This is a genomic window from Stenotrophomonas sp. YJH_SMC_135 (assembly GCF_059372355.1).
Map to the genome: position 1 here is coordinate 814,817 of NZ_JCAFVN010000002.1, position 17,576 is coordinate 832,392.

12 protein-coding genes are annotated in these 17,576 nt (G+C 67.4%); 5 read left to right on the top strand and 7 right to left on the bottom strand.

Annotation, left to right across the window (positions count from 1 at the left end):
- Nucleotides 1–43: 43 nt before the first annotated feature.
- Complete coding sequence (locus tag AC5P98_RS10220; protein WP_049404998.1) at nucleotides 44–754, bottom strand: glutathione S-transferase; 711 nt, start codon at nucleotides 752–754, stop codon at nucleotides 44–46.
- 168 nt (nucleotides 755–922) lie between these two features.
- Here AC5P98_RS10220 and AC5P98_RS10225 point away from each other — a divergent pair, with 168 nt between their 5' ends.
- The 3 genes from AC5P98_RS10225 (at nucleotide 923) to AC5P98_RS10235 (ending at nucleotide 5,150) form a co-directional block, all read left to right on the top strand.
- On the top strand, nucleotides 923–1,744 hold the full coding sequence (locus tag AC5P98_RS10225; protein WP_049404997.1) for a DUF3014 domain-containing protein: 822 nt from the start codon (nucleotides 923–925) through the stop codon (nucleotides 1,742–1,744).
- A gap of 181 nt (nucleotides 1,745–1,925) precedes the next feature.
- Complete coding sequence (clpB, locus tag AC5P98_RS10230; protein ID WP_012481080.1) at nucleotides 1,926–4,511, top strand: ATP-dependent chaperone ClpB; 2,586 nt, start codon at nucleotides 1,926–1,928, stop codon at nucleotides 4,509–4,511.
- 93 nt (nucleotides 4,512–4,604) lie between these two features.
- On the top strand, nucleotides 4,605–5,150 hold the full coding sequence (locus AC5P98_RS10235) for a hypothetical protein (protein ID WP_234413077.1): 546 nt from the start codon (nucleotides 4,605–4,607) through the stop codon (nucleotides 5,148–5,150).
- Nucleotides 5,151–5,189: 39 nt separating this feature from the next.
- Here AC5P98_RS10235 and AC5P98_RS10240 read toward each other — a convergent pair whose 3' ends face one another.
- The 3 genes from AC5P98_RS10240 to AC5P98_RS10250 all read right to left on the bottom strand — a co-directional run bounded on the left by AC5P98_RS10240 (nucleotide 5,190) and on the right by AC5P98_RS10250 (nucleotide 8,154).
- Nucleotides 5,190–5,990, bottom strand: coding sequence for a MipA/OmpV family protein (locus AC5P98_RS10240; protein ID WP_100450495.1), 801 nt, complete (start codon nucleotides 5,988–5,990; stop codon nucleotides 5,190–5,192).
- Nucleotides 5,991–6,130: 140 nt separating this feature from the next.
- Nucleotides 6,131–7,420: an ATP-binding protein gene (locus tag AC5P98_RS10245; protein WP_049407037.1), complete on the bottom strand. Its 1,290-nt coding sequence runs from the start codon at nucleotides 7,418–7,420 to the stop codon at nucleotides 6,131–6,133.
- Nucleotides 7,417–8,154: a winged helix-turn-helix domain-containing protein gene (locus tag AC5P98_RS10250; RefSeq protein ID WP_049407034.1), complete on the bottom strand. Its 738-nt coding sequence runs from the start codon at nucleotides 8,152–8,154 to the stop codon at nucleotides 7,417–7,419. Before AC5P98_RS10250 ends, AC5P98_RS10245 begins: the two co-directional genes overlap by 4 nt.
- Before the next feature lie 180 nt (nucleotides 8,155–8,334).
- Between AC5P98_RS10250 and AC5P98_RS10255 the strand changes: the two genes are divergently transcribed.
- Nucleotides 8,335–9,621: an O-acetylhomoserine aminocarboxypropyltransferase/cysteine synthase family protein gene (locus tag AC5P98_RS10255; protein WP_049407032.1), complete on the top strand. Its 1,287-nt coding sequence runs from the start codon at nucleotides 8,335–8,337 to the stop codon at nucleotides 9,619–9,621.
- Nucleotides 9,622–10,068: 447 nt separating this feature from the next.
- Here AC5P98_RS10255 and ybaL read toward each other — a convergent pair whose 3' ends face one another.
- Entirely contained in the window at nucleotides 10,069–11,766 is a 1,698-nt protein-coding gene (gene ybaL, locus AC5P98_RS10260) for a YbaL family putative K(+) efflux transporter (protein ID WP_049405954.1), read from the bottom strand.
- A 200-nt stretch (nucleotides 11,767–11,966) separates the two neighbouring features.
- Nucleotides 11,967–14,354, bottom strand: coding sequence for a TonB-dependent receptor plug domain-containing protein (locus AC5P98_RS10265; RefSeq protein ID WP_049419016.1), 2,388 nt, complete (start codon nucleotides 14,352–14,354; stop codon nucleotides 11,967–11,969).
- Nucleotides 14,355–14,688: 334 nt separating this feature from the next.
- Here AC5P98_RS10265 and AC5P98_RS10270 point away from each other — a divergent pair, with 334 nt between their 5' ends.
- Nucleotides 14,689–16,554: an ABC-F family ATP-binding cassette domain-containing protein gene (locus AC5P98_RS10270; RefSeq protein WP_049406023.1), complete on the top strand. Its 1,866-nt coding sequence runs from the start codon at nucleotides 14,689–14,691 to the stop codon at nucleotides 16,552–16,554.
- Between the two features lie 76 nt (nucleotides 16,555–16,630).
- On the opposite strand, the gene ampR is transcribed toward AC5P98_RS10270, so the two are convergent.
- Nucleotides 16,631–17,497, bottom strand: a complete 867-nt coding sequence (gene ampR, locus AC5P98_RS10275) for a LysR family transcriptional regulator AmpR (RefSeq protein ID WP_014648174.1) — start codon at nucleotides 17,495–17,497, stop codon at nucleotides 16,631–16,633.
- Nucleotides 17,498–17,576 lie beyond the last annotated feature (79 nt).

Below are 17,576 nucleotides of genomic sequence, written 5' to 3' on the forward strand. Positions count from 1 at the left end.
TGGGCTTCGGTCGGATCGTGCAGCTGCCGGCCAGCGGCCGGCACTACCGTTCGGCGTCCAGTTCCGGGTAGTGGCGGAAGATGCCGTTGGTGTTGAACGGCAACCGCCGCTCCGAGGCCAGATAGGCGGCGATGTTCGGCCGCTTCGCCACCCGCTCCTGCAGCGCACGCAGCAGGGGCAGGGTCGGCGCCAGTGCCTGCATGCGGCGCGGGAACATGTAGTCCAGTCCGCTCAGCAGCTGGAACAGCGACAGATCAACATAGGAATGCTCGCGCAGTGCGTGGCGGCCACCATTGGCGGCCAGCACCTGCTCGAAGTAGCCGAGGAACTTCGGCAGCCGTTCGCCACGCAGTGAGGCGGCCCGTGCCTTGGCTTCGGTCTTCTGCTCTTCGTAGTACTTCGATGCGGCAATTGGATGGTGGGTGTCATGCACCTCGGCCACCAGATCAGCGATGGTCAGCTGCAACTGCAGTGCCTGCATCCGCCGCGAGGCCGCCTGCGGCACCAGGTCAAGCGGCGGGCCGAGGAAATCCAGGATCGCCGCGACCTGCGCGATGACCTGGCGGCCGGCCTTCAGGAACGGCGGCGCAAAGGGCTGTGCCCCTTCGTTGCGACCCTCCAGAAACGGCTGCATCACCGCATCGCCGTGCACCCGCGCCATGTCGATGTAGTCGGCGCCGGCATCTTCCAGCGCCAGGCGCACGAACTCGCCACGGCCCTGGATGCCGGTCCAGTAGTACAGCGCGTACTGCATGGCAGAGTCTCCACGGGACAGGACTCCTAGCCTCGCGCGGGTGGCGCAAAGCAGACGTGAGCGTGGACGACGCGTGCCTGAACCCGAACGGCAGCGGAACAGGCAGGGAACCGGCTGCACTCGATGGGGTCACACCTTCTCCATGCGTGTGAAACGAGGTGCTGCATCATGCAGAGTGGAAAGGCGGTCTGGCCCTGGGTGTTGGGTGTGGTGGTGATCGGTGGCGCGGGCGGCTGGTTGTTCCGCGATCAGCTGAAGAGCCTGGCCGACGGTGTCCCGGTGCCGGTGCAATCAACCCCTGCCAGTACCAGTGCACCGGCACAACCGCAAGCGGCCGCAGAGCCCGCGCCAGCACCACCATCGATCAGGCATCCGCTGGATACCGAGGCCGCCGCCGACCCGGCGCTGCCGAAACTGGCTGACAGCGACGCCGCGGGCTGGGGCGCACTGAGCCAGCTGTTCCAGGGCGAGGGGCCGCTGACCCTGCTGCTGCGTGATCACCTTATCCAGCGCCTGGTCACCCAGGTCGACAACCTGGACAAGCCCAGCGTGCCGCCGACCGCGCTGGCCGCGCGGCCGCTGCCGGGCAATCTGCAGGTCGATACGGGCGAAGGCGGCGAACGCATCGCCGCCAGCAATGCGGCACGCTATGCGCCCTACGTGCAGGCGTTCACTGCGCTGGACCCGACGGCAACGGCTACCGCTTACAAGCGCTTCTATCCGCTGATCCAGCAGGCCTATGCCGACCTTGGCCGGCCCGAGGGTTATTTCAACGACCGCCTGGTCATGGTGATCGACCACCTGCTGGACACCCCGGAACTGGCCCAGTCGCCGCTGGTGCAGCGCGATGAACGCGGCCGCTATCGCTTCGTCGATCCCACCCTGCAGTCACGCTCGATCGGGCAGAAGGCCCTGCTACGCATGGATCCTGCACAGGCGCGGGCGATCAAGCAGCAGCTGCGGGCGATCCGCAGCGCGATCACCCGCTGAGCCCGTCCACCGTACGGAACTGATCGGGATCAACGCGCCGACCACACCCGCTCCGGCATGCTGGCCGCAGGCTGACTGGCCCCGGGGTGCAGTCGCAGCCACCCTTGAAACCGGGTGGGGCAACCGCATCTTTGCAGCATTGCCGGCCCAGGCCGGCCCTGATGACCGATGAGGATTCGCAATGCGGATGGACAAGCTCACCTCGCGTTTCCAGCAGGCGCTGGCAGACGCACAGTCGTTGGCCGTGGGCCGCGACAACAGCATCATCGAACCGGTTCACCTGTTCAGCGCGTTGCTGGACCAGCAGGGTGGCAGCACGCGCCCGCTGCTGGCCCAGGCCGGGGTGAACGTGCCGGTGCTGCGCGAGCGCCTGACCGAGGCGCTGGACGCACTGCCGAAGGTATCCGGCCAGGCCGGCAACGTCTCGATGGGCAACGATCTGGGGCGCCTGCTGAACCAGACCGACAAGCTGGCGCAGCAGCACGGGGACGCCTTCATTGCCAGCGAGTGGTTCGTGCTGGCGGCGCTGGACGATGGCGGCACGCTGGGCATGGCGCTGCGCGCCGCCGGTGCCGACAAGACGCGCCTGCAGGCGGCGATTGACAAGCTGCGTGGCGGCGAGAACGTGCAGTCGGAGAATGCCGAGGAGCAGCGGCAGGCGCTGGAGAAGTACACCATCGACCTGACCGCGCGGGCCGAGAGCGGCAAGCTCGACCCGGTGATCGGCCGTGACGAGGAAATCCGCCGCACCATCCAGGTGCTGCAGCGCCGGACCAAGAACAACCCGGTGCTGATCGGCGAACCCGGCGTGGGCAAGACCGCGATCGTGGAAGGGCTGGCCCAGCGCATCATCAACGACGAAGTACCCGAGGGCCTGCGCGGCAAGCGCGTGCTGTCGCTGGACATGGGCGCGCTGATCGCCGGGGCCAAGTTCCGCGGCGAATTCGAGGAGCGACTGAAGGGTGTACTCAACGACCTGGCCAAGAACGAAGGCCAGATCATCCTGTTCATCGATGAACTGCACACCATGGTCGGCGCGGGCAAGGCCGACGGCGCGATGGATGCCGGCAACATGCTGAAGCCGGCGCTGGCACGCGGCGAGCTGCATTGCATCGGTGCGACCACGCTGGACGAATACCGCAAGTACATCGAGAAGGACGCTGCGCTGGAGCGCCGCTTCCAGAAAGTCTTCGTCGGTGAGCCGTCGGTGGAGGACACCATCGCGATCCTGCGCGGGCTGAAGGAAAAGTACGCCGTGCACCACGGGGTGGAGATCACCGACCCGGCCATCGTGGCCGCCGCCACGCTGTCCAACCGCTACATCACCGATCGCCAGCTGCCGGACAAGGCCATCGACCTGATGGACGAGGCTGCCTCGCGCCTGCGCATGGAGATCGACTCCAAGCCGGAGGAGCTGGATCGTCTGGAACGCCGGGTGATCCAGCTGAAGATCCAGCGCGAGATGCTGAAGAAGGAAAAGGACGAAGCCTCGCGGCAGCGGCTGGCCGACCTGGAGAACGACATCGACGGGCTGGAGCGCGAGTTCTCCGACCTCAATGAAATCTGGAAGTCGGAGAAGGCTGCGCTGCAGGGCGCCACCAAGATCAAGGAGCAGGTCGAGCAGGCCAAGCTGGAACTGGAAGCCGCGCAGCGCCGCCAGGATTTCGCCAAGATGAGCGAGATCCAGTACGGCCTGTTGCCGCAGCTGGAAAAGCAGCTGGCCGCGGCCCAGGAAGCCGAGCACAAGGACTTCAAGCTGGTGCAGGACCGGGTCACCGACGAGGAGATCGCCGAGGTCGTGTCGCGCTGGACCGGCATTCCGGTCAACAAGATGCTCGAAGGCGAGCGCGACAAGCTGCTGCGCATGGAAGAAGTGCTGCACAACCGTGTGGTCGGCCAGGAGGAAGCGATCAAGGTCGTCTCCGACGCCGTGCGCCGTTCGCGTGCAGGCCTGTCCGATCCGAACCGTCCGGCCGGCTCGTTCCTGTTCCTCGGCCCGACCGGCGTCGGCAAGACCGAGCTGTGCAAGTCGCTGGCCGAATTCCTGTTCGACAGCGCCGACGCGATGATCCGCATCGACATGAGCGAATTCATGGAGAAGCACAGCGTCGCCCGCCTGATCGGCGCCCCCCCGGGTTACGTGGGCTACGAGGAAGGCGGCTACCTGACCGAGGCGGTGCGCCGTCGCCCGTATTCGCTGATCCTGCTGGACGAAGTGGAGAAGGCGCATCCGGATGTGTTCAACATCCTGCTGCAGGTGCTGGACGATGGCCGCCTGACCGATGGCCAGGGCCGCACCGTGGACTTCCGCAATACCGTCATCGTGATGACCTCGAACCTGGGCTCGCACCAGATCCAGGACATGAGCGCCGACGACAGCCCGGAGGCCTACACGCAGATGAAGGCAGCGGTGATGGGCGTGGTGCAGGCGCACTTCCGTCCGGAGTTCATCAACCGCCTGGACGACATCGTGGTGTTCCACCCGCTGGACAAGCAGCAGATCAAGCAGATCGCGCGCATCCAGATGCGCGGGCTTGAGAAGCGGCTGGCCGAGCGCGGGTTGAAGCTGGCGGTCTCCGATGCGGCGTTCGACCTGCTCGGCAACGTCGGCTTCGATCCGGTGTACGGCGCGCGCCCGTTGAAGCGTGCGATCCAGTCGCAGCTGGAAAACCCGCTGGCGCAGCAGATCCTGTCCGGCGCCTTCGTCAACGGCGATACCATCGAAGTCGGCAACGACGGTGGTCGCCTGGTGTTCGCCAAGGCTTGAACCGGTGGCGCCCCAGCCATGGCTGGGGCGCCATCCGAGCCTTGGCAGCGCACGATGGTCCTGTTTCACTTTCGCAAGGATGAGGAGAACCGCATGGACGTTGCCCGCAGGGCTTCACTCTGCATGACGCTGGCGGTGGCTGCTGTTTGTGGACACGCCGCGGCCGCCGAACAGGTACAGCTGCCGCCGATGAAGGGCTACCAGCAGGCCCACCAGAGCACCGACGCGCAAGGCAACCGCATCACCGAGTACGTGCCACAGGGCCAGACCGTGCACGACTGGACCGACATGGTCACCGTCAACGATGCGCCGAACAGTGGCCATGTGAGTCCGCGTGAGTTCCTCGGCATCATCGAGGCGGGGTGGCGCATCGCCTGTCCGGCGGCGCAGAGCCACTGGATCCGCGAAGGTGAAGAAGGGGGACGGCCCTTCGCCCTGCTGATGCTCAGCTGCCCGCGGAATCCGGGGACAGGCAAGCCCGAGTTCACCTGGATCAAGGGCGTGCAGGGCAGGCAGGGCTTCCACACCGTGCAGAAGTCGTTCCGCTCCGAGCCGGAGAAGGAGGACGTCGTGCAGTGGATCGGCTGGCTGCGCGAGGTCGGGTTGTGCGGCAACGGCGACGCACCGGCCTGCCGCTGACCGCAGAGGGAAAGGGCGCCCAGCGGCGCCCTTCATGCATCAGAAGCGGTGGGTGTAACCGCTCATCAGCCCGAACTGGTTTGCCTTCTGCACGATCGGGCTGTTGGCCGCATCGCCGAGCAGGCGCGTGCCTTCGGCCGAGATGTACCAGTTGCCGTTGCGGCCCACGCGGTGGCTCCACTTCAGGCCGACACCGGCACTGACCAGGCCGGCCTTCGGCTTGTGCTCGGCGAAGCCCGTGCGTTTGGCCTGTTCCGGGCTGACGCCGTACCAGGTCTGCATGTAGCCGCGGTTGCCGTAGTCGGTGGAAACACTGCCGCTGACCACGCCACCGGCCAGGTCGAACAGCGGCATGCTCAGGTTCAGATGGATCTGCTGGGTGGCCAGGCCGTTCTCGGCCTTATCCTCGTCCTTGCGGGTGAACTGCCAGGAGCCGCTCAGCACGGCTTCGCCCAGCGTATAACCAGCCGAGACGCCGACCAGGGGACGGGTATCGATATCACCCATGCCGCGCAGGAAGTCCGAACCGCCCAGCAGCGAGTCCTTGTCCTTGCGGATGCCGCTGGCGCCGACATAGGCACGCACGCGCGTGTGCTCGCCGAGGGAGGTGCCCCAGCCGATGCCACTGGTGCCCAGAAACCATCCCCCCGGCGAGGTGACATCAAAGGACAGCGACGGCGTCGCACGATACTCCTCGCTGCCGCTGTAGCGCGGTGCCACGCCGCCACCGGCGGCGAGCTCGAAGGTCCAGTGGTCATCCTTGGCGTGGGCGATCGGGGCGGCGAACAGCGGCAACACGGCCAGGCAGAGCAGGGCGGGGGAACGGCGAAGCTGGGACATGGAAACTCTCGGCAATGGGAGGAAAGCAGCGCGCGCATCCGGCGAGTGCTGCAGGGTTGCCAGCGTGGCGATATGCCGGCGACCGATCCGTCCGCAGTTGTGCGGGAGTTGTAATCAACTGTAATCGCGCCCTTGGGCGTTCAGCTGGCAGCCAGCGGCCAGTGCATTTCCAGGCGCGCGCCGCCCAGCGTGGCGCGACTGATGCGCAGCTCGCCGCCGTGGCGGGCTGCAATGCGGCCGACAATGGCCAGGCCCAGGCCGAAGCCGCCGGTATCGCGGCTGCGGCTGTCGTCCAGGCGGGTGAACGGGCGCATCACCTTCTCCCGATCGGCTTCGGCGATGCCCGGGCCGTCATCGTCCACGCGCAGGCAGGCGCGGCCGCTGATACCGACCAGCGAGACCTCCACCTGCGAACGCGCGTGGCGCAGCGCATTGCCGACCAGGTTGCTCAGCGCCAGCTGCAACAGGCGTGGCTCGGCATCCACTCGCGGCAACGCGCTGGGCTGCACGCGCAGGACAATGCCGGCACGTTCGGCATCGCGGCGGGCATCGGCCAGGCAGGCCTGCAGCCAGTCGTTGGCTTCGATGCGCTGCATCGGTTCGCCCTCGCTGGGATGCTCCAGCCGTTCGTAGGCCAGCAGTTCGCTGACCAGCCGGTTGAGCTCGGCCAGGTCGCCGTGCAGGCCCTGCGCCAGCCGTTCGCGGCGTTCGCGGTCATCGCTGTCCTGCATCAGGTCCAGGCCGAAGGCCACCCGCGCGATAGGCGTGCGCAGTTCGTGCGAAATGGCATGGGTCAGGTCGCGCTGGCGCTGCACCAGTTCGGCCACGCGTGCCGCCATGCGGTTGGAGTGTTCGACGATGACCCGGATCTGCGAGCGGGGCGAAACCTGCGCACGTGCCTGCAGGTCGCCGGAACCGATGCGGTCGGCGTGCCGGCGCAGTGCTTCCAGGTCGCGCCAGAGCAGGCGCACCCAGGCATACAGGCTGGCGCCCACCAGCAGCAGGATGCTGAGGTAGGCGGCGATGGTCATGTACGTCGTCATCTGCACCGCGCCGGGCAGGCGCAGGTGCAGCCAGCGGCCGCCGATGCCGTCGATGGGCAGCAGCACCTGCTGGTACTGATCGCGCACGACGAAGCCATCGGCCTTCACGGCCTCCTGTTCCTGCGCGTCGAGCGCGGGAGGTTTGTCGAGCAGGGTCAGGGCGATGCCGTAGTGTGGCTGCCACTGTTGCAGGCGCTCACGCTGCTGGACGGCGTCCAGGCCGGCCAGGCCACTGCGCAGGGCGTACACCTGCCCGCGCACCTGCTGCACGAACACGCGATCCTGCACGGGCGTGTAGATGCCATCCAGGATGTGGTTGAGAAAGAACACCGACACCAGGAAGCAGGCGCCGGTGATGAACCACAGCCACAGGAACAGCCGCTTCATTCCGACCAGGCCGCAGGATTGAACTGGTAGCCGCGCCCCCACACGGTCTTGATCCGCCGCGGTTCGCGCGCATCGTCGCCGAGCTTGCGGCGCAGCTTGCCGATGCAGACGTCGACGCTGCGGTCCAGACCGTCGAAGCCGATGCCGCGCACCGCCTGCAGGATCTGGTCGCGCGACAGGATCTGCCCCGGCTGGCTGGCCAGCAGCCACAGGATCTCGAATTCCGTGGTGCCCAGCTCGACCGGCTGGCCGTGCAGGTGCACCTCGCGCTGCATGCGATCGATCAGCAGCTCACCATGCATCAGCCGGCTGGGCGTGCCGGTGTTGCTGCTGCCGTGGCGGCGGCGCAGCAGGGCGCGCAGGCGGGCCAGCAGCAGGCGTGGCTCGATCGGCTTGTGCACATAGTCATCGGCACCCGATTCCAGGCCCAGCACCTGCTCGATGTCGTCCTCACAGGCGGTCAACATCAGGATCGGCACATCGGAGAAGCTGCGGATCTGCCGGCACACATCGATGCCCCCCAGGCCGGGCAGCATCAGGTCCAGCACCACCAGCTCCGGCGCATGCTGGCGGCAGGCGGCGCTGGCGAGGTCGCCGCGTGCCACGTGCTGCACGGTGAAGCCATGTTCGTGGAGATAGTCGCTGACCAGTTCGGCCAGGCGACGGTCGTCCTCCACCAGCAGGACCGACGTGGGCGAACTGCTGGCAGGGGGAGTCCAGGGGGATGGCTGCATGCGTGGGGCCTCCGTTCCCAGGCAGGAGCGCCCGGCGGCGCAGCCTAGCAATGCCCCACGACGACTGCCTGAATCGCGGCCAACCTGATAACCGCGGGTACGGACGTCATCGCCAGCGGCTTTCAGCGGGCGGCCCCGGCTGGCCTATGGTGGCGGTTTCCCCGGATGGAGCCTGGTGCAATGAGCGACCCGCAGTGGCAACTGGAAACCCTGGCCGTGCACGGCGGTTACCGTCCCGACCCGACCACCCGCGCGGTGGCGGTGCCGATCTACCAGACCGTGGCGTATGCCTTCGATGACACCCAGCACGGCGCCGACCTGTTCGACCTGAAGGTTCCGGGCAACATCTACACGCGCATCATGAACCCCACCACCGACGTGCTGGAGCAGCGCCTGGCCGCGCTGGAAGGCGGCATCGGCGCGCTGGCGCTGGCCTCGGGGCAGGCCGCGATCACCTATGCCATCCAGACCATCGCCGAGGCCGGCGACAACATCGTCGCCTCCAGTGCGCTCTACGGTGGCAGCCTCAACCTGCTGGCGCACACGCTGCCGCAGTACGGCATCCAGGCGCGCTTTGCCGATCCGGCCGACCCGGCCGCGTTCGCCGCGCTGATCGACGACCGCACCAAGGCGGTGTTCGTCGAATCGATCGGCAACCCGCGCGGCAATGTCACCGACATCGCTGCGATCGCCGAGGTCGCGCATGCCGCGGGCGTGCCGCTGATCGTCGACAACACCGTGGCCACGCCGTTCCTGCTGCGCCCGTTCGAGCACGGCGCCGACATCGTGGTGCATTCGCTGACCAAATACCTCGGGGGACACGGCAACAGCCTGGGCGGCGCGATCATCGATTCCGGCCGCTTCGACTGGACCGCACAGCCCCAACGCTTCGCACGGCTCAACCAGCCCGACCCCAGTTACCACGGCGTGGTCTATACCGAAGCCCTGGGGCCAGCGGCCTACATCGGCCGCGCGCGGGTGGTGCCGCTGCGCAATACGGGCGCTGCGTTGTCGCCGTTCAACGCGTTCCTGATCCTGCAGGGCATCGAGACCCTGGCCCTGCGCATGGAACGCATCAATGCCAATGCGCTGGCCGTTGCGCAGTTCCTGAAGGCGCATGCCAAGGTCGCCTGGGTGCGCTACGCCGGACTGGCCGACGACCCCGAGCATGCCGCCGCGCAGCGCTATCTGGGTGGACACGGCTCGGGCGTACTGACCTTCGGTCTGCCCGGTGGGCGCGAGGCCGGCGCCCGCTTCCTCGATGCGCTGAAGCTGTTCACCCGCCTGGTCAACCTGGGGGATGCGAAGTCACTGGCCACCCATCCGGCTTCGACCACGCATCGCCAGCTGGATGCAGCGGAGCTGGCCAAGGCCGGTGTCAGCGAGGACACCGTGCGGCTGTCGATCGGCATCGAACACATCGGCGACCTGCGCTCGGACCTGGAACAGGCCCTGGCCGGCGCCTGATAGCTGCGCGCTTGGTCGTCATCGCCACAGGCGATCACCGCCGGCACCGCGATGGGTTACGGTGGAACTGCCTCTCCAAGGCGTGGCAACGTGGCGATCCAGATCCCCGGTCGATGCGGGTCGACCGGGGATTTTTTTGTTTCCGGGGTCAGATCCGTTTTCCTGTGGAAAACGGATCTGACCCCGCGCGCCGCCGTGTCGACCAAGGTCGACACCCACCAGAGCAGAACGCCGTTCCGACAGATCGCCGGAATCTGTCGAAGGCGGGATGGGTCCGGTTGCGGGGGCGTGAGCCGCATGGATGCGGCGACCGAGCTTACATGGACGTACTTGCAGCGGCCCCCGCAACCGGACCCACCCCGCCATCCCACGCAATGCCAGCCTTTGCTTTCGCCGTTGCCGCCGCTTCGGCAGGTGCAGGGCGCAGCCCTGCCGCACGCACACCCCTCACACCACCGGAATGCTCTGCTGCCCCAGATTCCGGTACGGCGGCGTGGACATGATCATCTCCGCCAGCGAATACGCCAGCTCGCGCTCGGCCATCACCGTGCCATCGGCGCCGTGCTCCAGCAGATGCTTCACCTCGGCATCGCTGTGCGCGCGCGCCAGCAGGGTCAGGTCCGGATTGATCGCCCGCAGCTTGGCCAGCGCCTCACCGGCTTCCAGCGGCTGCGGAATCGCCAGCACCGCGATCTTGGCGCGCTCCGGATGGGCCTCGGCCAGCACCCGGTCGGCGGCGGCACTGCCGCGGATCGCCGCCAGGCCCTTGGCATGTGCCTGCTCGACGTGTTCCTTGTTGTCATCGATCACCAGCACCGGCACGCCACGGTCGCGCAGCACCTGCGCCAGTTCGCTGCCGACGCGGCCGTAACCGATCACGATGGCGTGGTCATGCAGGTCGCGCGACGGGCCGATCGCTTCGGGCGGCTCGGGTACCTGCGGAGACTGCTCCTGCTTGGCCTGCCAACGGTCCAGCAGGCCGAACACCAGCGGGTTGAGCATGATCGACACCAGCGCGCCGGCCAGCACCAGCGACTGGCCTTCCTTCGGCAGGATCTGCAGCGCCACGCCGAGGCCGGCGATGATGAAGGCGAACTCGCCGATCTGCGCCAGGCTGGCCGAGATGGTCAGCGCGGTGCTGGTCGGGTGGCCGAACGCACGCACGATGAAGAATGCCGCCGCCGACTTGCCGAACATGATGATGGCGACGGTGGCCAGCACCTGCCACGGATGCTGGACGAGGATGTTGGGGTCGAACAGCATGCCGACCGACACAAAGAACAGCACCGCGAACGCATCGCGCAGCGGCAACGAATCATGCGCGGCCTTGTGGCTCAGCTCCGATTCGTTGAGCAGCATGCCGGCGAAGAACGCGCCCAGCGCGAACGAGACGCCGAACAGCATCGCCGAGCCGAACGCCACGCCCAGCGCGATCGCCAGCACCGACAGGGTGAACAGCTCACGCGAACCGGTACCGGCGATGCGCTCGAGGATCCACGGGATGACCCGCCGACCGACCACCAGCATCACCGCCACGAACAGGCCCAGCTGCACGAAGGTCCAGCCGATGTCGGCCAGCACGCTGCCGAGCGAGTGCGATTCCTTGGCCGCGTCAGGACCGAACACACCGGCCATCACCGGCATCATCACCAGCGCCAGCACACAGGCCAGGTCTTCCACGATCAGCCAGCCGACCGCGATCTTGCCGCGCATCGTTTCCAGCAGGCGGCGTTCCTCCATCGCCCGCAGCAGCACCACGGTACTGGCGGTGGCCAGCGAGAAACCGAAGATGACGCCATGGATGGCCGGCCAGCCCATCAGCGAGGCCACGCCCCAGCCGAGCAGGGTGGCCACCGCGATCTGGCCGATGGCGCCGGGAATGGCGATCGCCTTGACCGCCATCAGGTCCTTCAGCGAGAAGTGCAGGCCGACGCCGAACATCAGCAGCATGACGCCCAGTTCGGCCAGCTGGTTGGCCAGCGCCTGGTCGGCGACGAAGCCGGGGGTGAACGGGCCTACGCAGATGCCAGCAACCAGGTAACCGACCAGGGGAGACAAGCGGAGCTTGTTGGCCAGCGCGCCGAAGATGAAGGCGAGCCCCAGGCCAACGGCAACGATGTTGATCAGGTCGGTGTCATGGTGCATCGGCACTCGCAGAAAGCAGGGGGATACCCCGATTTTCACCGAAGCGGCCAGATACGGCAAACCCGCCGTCCACGTGCCGTGGCCGGCGGATTTGCCCACGCATTTCTCCTCAACCCCCGCCTTCGGCGCGCCCCTTCAACAAGAAGGGGCTCTCCTCCAGACGCGGCCCGGGTATGCCGGCCAGCGGCCGGCACTACCCCTTACCAGGTGTACTTGATCCGCCCGTACACATACGCGCCGTTGAAGCCGAACGGCGAATAGTTGCTGTACGGCAGCATGCCGAAGGTGGAGTTCTGCAGGTCCTCGGTGCGGTCCGGGTACTTGTCCAGCAGGTTGTCGGCACCCACGGTCAGGGTCCAGTTGCTGCTGGGCTTGTAGCTGGCCGAGGCATCCACCACCCAGGCGTCGCCGTAGGTCTGGTCACGCAGCGCGGTGGCCGAGTTGCGCACGGTGAATTTGCCGTAGCGGGTGGCGGCCAGGCCCAGCTCCCAGTGGTCCGAACGCCAGGTGCCGCTCAGGATCGCCTTGTCGCGCGGGTAGCTGTCCTCGATGCGACCGATCTCATCACGGCCGATCAGCGACTGGGTCAGGCCCAGCGTGCCGAACACCGGCGGGGTGCCGCCAACGCGGCGCACTTCGGTGTCGTTGTAGCTGTACGCCGCGGTCAGCTCCAGGCTGCTGGCGCTGAACGGCACCGTGTAGCTGGAGACGAAGTCGACACCGCGGGTGCGCGTATCCAGGCCGTTGGTGAAGTAGGAGAACGCGGTTACCTGCGGCAGGCCCAGGGTGCCCAGCAGCGCGCTGGTCGCGGCATTGGTGGTGATGCTGGACGACAGCGCGATGCGGTCATCGATGTCGATCTGGTAGGCATCGACGGTGATGTACAGGCGGTCGACCGGCTGCAGCACCAGGCCCAGGCTGTAGGAGGTGGAGGTCTCGGCCTTCAGCGGCGAGGCGCCCAGCGCCTGCGCGGCCTGGCTGGTGGTCGGGAAGGTGCCGCGCTCGACGAATACGCCATTGAGGAACTGGCTGGTCACCGCCTGGTAGCCCTGCTGCGCCAGCGAGGGCGCGCGGAAACCACTGGAGGCGGTGGCCCGCAGCGCCACCTTGTCGGTGAACGCGTAGCGCGCCGACAGCTTGCCCGAGAAGCGGTCGCCGAAGTCCGAGTAGTCCTCGTAGCGGCCGGTGATGCCGGCCGAGAACTTCTCGGTCAGGTCCGCTTCCAGGCCAGCATAGACCGCGTAGTTGTGGCGGTCGGCATGCACTTCATTGGTCGGGGTGAAGCCCGCGAAGCCCTGCGCGCCGCTGCCGGTGTACGAGTTCAGTTCGCCCGGGTTCTGGTCCCACTTTTCCTTGCGGTACTCACCACCGAAGGACAGCGTGACCGGGTAGGCCAGGCCCCAGTCCAGCGACTTGGTCAGGTCGGCATTGAAGATGTCCTGCTGGTACTTCAGCGTGCCGTCGTAGAACGAGCGCGGGCTGGTTGCGCCGAGGCTGTAGTTGATGCTGTTGCGGGTGTGGAAGTCCAGGGTGTTCTCGCCGTGATTCAGGCTCAGGTCCCAGGTCCAGCCGTTGTCGGTGTTGCCCTTGACCCCGGCCACCAGCGAGCGGTCCTTGGAATACTGGTTGATCTCCGGCACGTAGCCGTCCGGGTAGGTCTGCGCCAGCAGCGCGCTCTGCCCGCTGTGGTTGCGCGAACGGTAGAACGCGAACGAGGTGATGTCGCGGTTGCTGAGCAGCGCGCTGGCGTAGCCGGTCACGTGGTCGCTGAAGTCGAAGCTGGCGTTGGCCGAGGCCGCGGTGGCATCCACGCGCGGGTCGCCGACGATGAAGGTCTTCTGGCCGATGCTGGGGAAGTTGCCGGTGTTCGGCGTGGTGCCGCGGTACGGGCCGGCGCGGTTGCTCTCGTCCTGCTGGCTGATCTGGCCGGCCACGTGCACGCGGCCGCGGCCGTTGCCGAACTCGACGCCGGTGTCGCCGGACAGCTGGTACTTGTTGCCGTCGCCGGCCGAGTACTGGCCGTAGTCCACTGCCAGGCTGCCGCCACGGCCGCTGCCCTTGAGCACGATGTTGATGACGCCGGCGATGGCGTCCGAGCCGTACTGCGCCGAGGCACCGTCGCGCAGCACTTCCACGCGCTCGATCGCGGCGATCGGGATCGCGTTGATGTCCACCGCCGACGAGCCACGGCCGATGCTGCCGTTGACGTTGATCAGCGCCGAGGTGTGGCGGCGCTTGCCGTTGACCAGCACCAGCACCTGGTCCGGCGACAGGCCGCGCAGCTGCGCCGGGCGCACGCCGCTGGTGCCGTCGGTCAGCGCCGGGCGCGGGAAGTTCAGCGAGGGCAGGGCGCGCGACAGCGCGGTGGCCAGTTCACTGGTACCGGTGGACTGCAGCACTTCGGGGGTGATGATGTCGATCGGCGACTGCGATTCGGCGACCGTGCGGTCGGCCACGCGGGTGCCGGTGACGATCACCGTGTCCAGGGTGTTGGCGGCGGTGCCGGCCTGCTGTGCAGCGGCGACGAACGGAGAGCCACCGAGTGCGACAGCGACGGCGGCGGCGATCAGGCGGGTCTTGCGGGTCATCGGGATGGGCTCCGGTTGGCGGGGGCGGCACCGGAATCGACATCACGAGCGTGAGGCGGACGGCGGTTGTTGCGGTGCGCAATACAGCAATTAACGGGATATTCAGTGCCTGTCAAATGCCAGGCGTCAGAAAAAACGTTGCAGCAGCAACCATTTAGCCCGGATCAGCGCTGGCAGGAAGGGACCCCGGGACGCGCGCGGCGGGGACGTGGGAGAGAGGAACGTCGGCCACTGCGCATCCCGGGACGCGTCAAGTATTCGTTAACGCTAGAATTGCGTCGCAGGAACAGTGCTCACCAGCACATTCCATCCGGTTATATGGACCCCTCCCCCGATGATCTCCCTTCGTAATTTCGCCTTGCGCCGCGGCGAGCGGCTGCTGTTGTCCAATGTCGACCTGACCCTGCATGCCGGTTACCGGGTGGGTGTGGTCGGTCGCAACGGTGCTGGCAAGTCCAGCCTGTTCGCGGCGGTGAAGGGCGAGCTGGAGGCGGACAAGGGTGACGTCGACCTGCCCGGCAAGGTGCGCATCGCCAGCGTGGCCCAGGAAACCCCGTCGCTGCCCGACCCGGCGCTGAGCTTCGTGCTCGGCGGCGACCTCGAGGTGGCCGCGGTGCTGGCCGCCGAGGCCGACGCGACCGCCCGCGAAGACTGGGAAGCGGTGGCCGAGGCACACACGAAGATGGCCGAGCTCAACGCCTACGACGCCGAAGCGCGCGCCGGCAAGCTGCTGCACGGCCTCGGTTTCCCTGCCGAGACGCACCACCGTGCGGTGTCCTCGTTCTCCGGCGGCTGGCGCGTGCGCCTGAACCTGGCACGCGCGCTGATGATGCCCAGCGACCTGCTGCTGCTGGACGAACCGACCAACCACCTGGATCTGGACGCGGTGTACTGGCTGGAACAGTGGCTGCTGAAGTACCCGGGTACCCTGCTGCTGATCTCGCATGACCGCGAGTTCCTCGACAACGTGGCCACCCACACCCTGCACCTGCATGGTGGCGGCGCCAAGCTCTACCCGGGCGGCTACACCGATTTCGAGCGCCAGCGCGCCGAACAGCTGCGCCAGCAGCAGATCGCGCACGAGAAGGAACAGGCCGAGCGCGCCCACCTGCAGAGCTTCATCGACCGCTTCAAGGCGCAGGCCAGCAAGGCCGCGCAGGCGCAGAGCCGCATGAAGCGCCTGGCCAAGCTGGCCGGCACCGAAGCGGTGCGCGCCGAGCGTGAGTTCCGCATCGAGTTCGCGCCGCCGGCCAAGCTGCCGTTCTCGCTGATCCGCCTGAACCACGTCGAGGCCGGCTACGGCAAGGACGCGGTGATCCTGCATAACGTCGGTTTTGGCCTGGAAGCGGGCCAGCGCATCGGCCTGCTCGGCCCGAACGGTGCCGGTAAGACCACCCTGGTGAAGACCCTGGTGGGCGAGCTGGCGCCGATCATTGGCGAGCGCATGGCGCATCCGGACCTGAAGATCGGCTACTTCGCCCAGCACACGGTGGAGTCGCTGCACGAAGGCCAGTCGCCGATGGAGCACTTCCGCGAGATCGCCCCGGACGCACCGAACCAGTCCTTCCGCGATTTCCTCGGCAAGTGGAACTTCCCGGGCGACCGTGCATTCGAGCCGGTCGATGGGTTCTCCGGTGGCGAACGCGCCCGCCTGGCGCTGGCGCTGATCGCCTGGCAGCAGCCGAACGTGCTGCTGCTGGACGAACCGACCAACCACCTTGACCTGGAAATGCGTGAAGCGCTGGCCGAAGCGCTGGCCACCTTCGAAGGCGCGATCGTGATGGTCTCGCATGACCGCCACCTGATCGGCCTGGTCTGCGATACCTACTGGCGCGTGGCCGATGGCGTGGTCGAGCCGTTCGATGGCGACCTGGATGCCTACGCCGCGTGGCTGCGCACCCGCCCGCAGGCGCAGGGCACCAAGGCACGCATGGAGCAGGTGGAAGAACCGGTGGTGGTCAAGACCGCGCCGGTGGCGCAGGTGGTGCAGAAGAAGCCGGTGAACCCGCACAAGCTGGCCGCCGCCGAGGCCAAGGTGGCCGAACTGGAGGGCGCGCTGGCCGAGCTCGACCGCCAGCTGGCCGACCCGGCCAACTATGCCGATGCCGCCCGCATGGCGGTGATCGGCCGCGACCGCGAAACCACCGCCGCGCAGCTGGAGAAAGCCGAAGCGGCGTGGATGGAGCTGCTGGAGTCCTGATCACGCAAAAAAGGGGACGGAGGGAATTAAGTCGTTTGTGCCACAAACGACTTAATTCCCTCCGTCCCCTTTTTTGTTACGTGCCCTGCGCCTGCAGCCATTCGCGGAACCGCTTGGCCGGTTCGCGCTCGGCGCGCGAGCGCAGCCGCGTCAACCAGTAGCGGCCCAGCTCCAAGGTGGTGCCGAAGGGCTGCAGCAGGCGGCCTTCGGCCAGTTCCTGCTCGAACATGCACAAGGGCAGCAAGGCCACGCCGGCGCCCCCGGCGGCGGCCATCGCCACCGTCAGTGAGGAATCGAACACCGGCCCGCGGGCTTCCACGCCGCTCACCCCGGCCGCCTGCAACCAGCGCGGCCATTCGTCGCTGCGGTAGGAACGCAACAACGGCAGTGTGGCGAGGTCGCGCGGTTGCTTCAGCCGCCGCGCCAGCGCCGGTGCGCACAGCGGTGCAAACGGCGCGTCGAGGATCGCCGTGCACGCCTGGCCCTGCCAGTCGCCATCACCAAAGCGGATCGCCAGGTCCAGCCCTTCGCCGGCCAGGTCGATGCGGTTGTTGTGGGTCTGCAGGCGCAGCTCGATGTCCGGGTGCGCTGCCTCGAACGCGGCCAACCGTGGCAGCAGCCAGCCGGTGGCGAAGGTGCCGACCACTCCCAGGGTCAGCACTTCACGCGCAGGTCCGCCGGTGTAACGCGCGATGCTGGCGGAGATGCGCTCGAACGATTCGTTGAGCACCGGATACAGGGCCGCGCCTTCATCGGTGAGCGCCACGCCGCGCGGGAGGCGATGGAACAGGCGGATGCCGAGCCGGTCCTCCAGCCCACGGATCTGGTGGCTCAGTGCGGCCTGGCTGACACACAGCTCCAGCGCGGCACGGGTGAAGTTCTGGTGGCGGGCGGCGGCCTCGAAGGCGCGCAGCGCGTTCAGTGGCAGGGTGGGGTGCAGCATCGGAGAGCCGTGAGCCAGGGTGATGGCTGATCCTACCCGTTCAATGAGGAATTTCGTAAATCTCAAACATTTGATCGCG

What these genes read in the sequence shown, in the direction of transcription:
- AC5P98_RS10270 (WP_049406023.1), top strand. Translation starts at nt 14,689, where the DNA reads ATGATCTCCCTTCGTAATTTCGCCTTGCGCCGCGGCGAGCGGCTGCTG.
- AC5P98_RS10240 (WP_100450495.1), bottom strand. Translation starts at nt 5,990, where the DNA reads ATGTCCCAGCTTCGCCGTTCCCCCGCCCTGCTCTGCCTGGCCGTGTTG.
- AC5P98_RS10265 (WP_049419016.1), bottom strand. Translation starts at nt 14,354, where the DNA reads ATGACCCGCAAGACCCGCCTGATCGCCGCCGCCGTCGCTGTCGCACTC.
- AC5P98_RS10245 (WP_049407037.1), bottom strand. Translation starts at nt 7,420, where the DNA reads ATGAAGCGGCTGTTCCTGTGGCTGTGGTTCATCACCGGCGCCTGCTTC.
- AC5P98_RS10225 (WP_049404997.1), top strand. Translation starts at nt 923, where the DNA reads ATGCAGAGTGGAAAGGCGGTCTGGCCCTGGGTGTTGGGTGTGGTGGTG.
- AC5P98_RS10250 (WP_049407034.1), bottom strand. Translation starts at nt 8,154, where the DNA reads ATGCAGCCATCCCCCTGGACTCCCCCTGCCAGCAGTTCGCCCACGTCG.
- ybaL (WP_049405954.1), bottom strand. Translation starts at nt 11,766, where the DNA reads ATGCACCATGACACCGACCTGATCAACATCGTTGCCGTTGGCCTGGGG.
- AC5P98_RS10235 (WP_234413077.1), top strand. Translation starts at nt 4,605, where the DNA reads ATGGACGTTGCCCGCAGGGCTTCACTCTGCATGACGCTGGCGGTGGCT.
- AC5P98_RS10220 (WP_049404998.1), bottom strand. Translation starts at nt 754, where the DNA reads ATGCAGTACGCGCTGTACTACTGGACCGGCATCCAGGGCCGTGGCGAG.
- AC5P98_RS10255 (WP_049407032.1), top strand. Translation starts at nt 8,335, where the DNA reads ATGAGCGACCCGCAGTGGCAACTGGAAACCCTGGCCGTGCACGGCGGT.
- ampR (WP_014648174.1), bottom strand. Translation starts at nt 17,497, where the DNA reads ATGCTGCACCCCACCCTGCCACTGAACGCGCTGCGCGCCTTCGAGGCC.
- clpB (WP_012481080.1), top strand. Translation starts at nt 1,926, where the DNA reads ATGCGGATGGACAAGCTCACCTCGCGTTTCCAGCAGGCGCTGGCAGAC.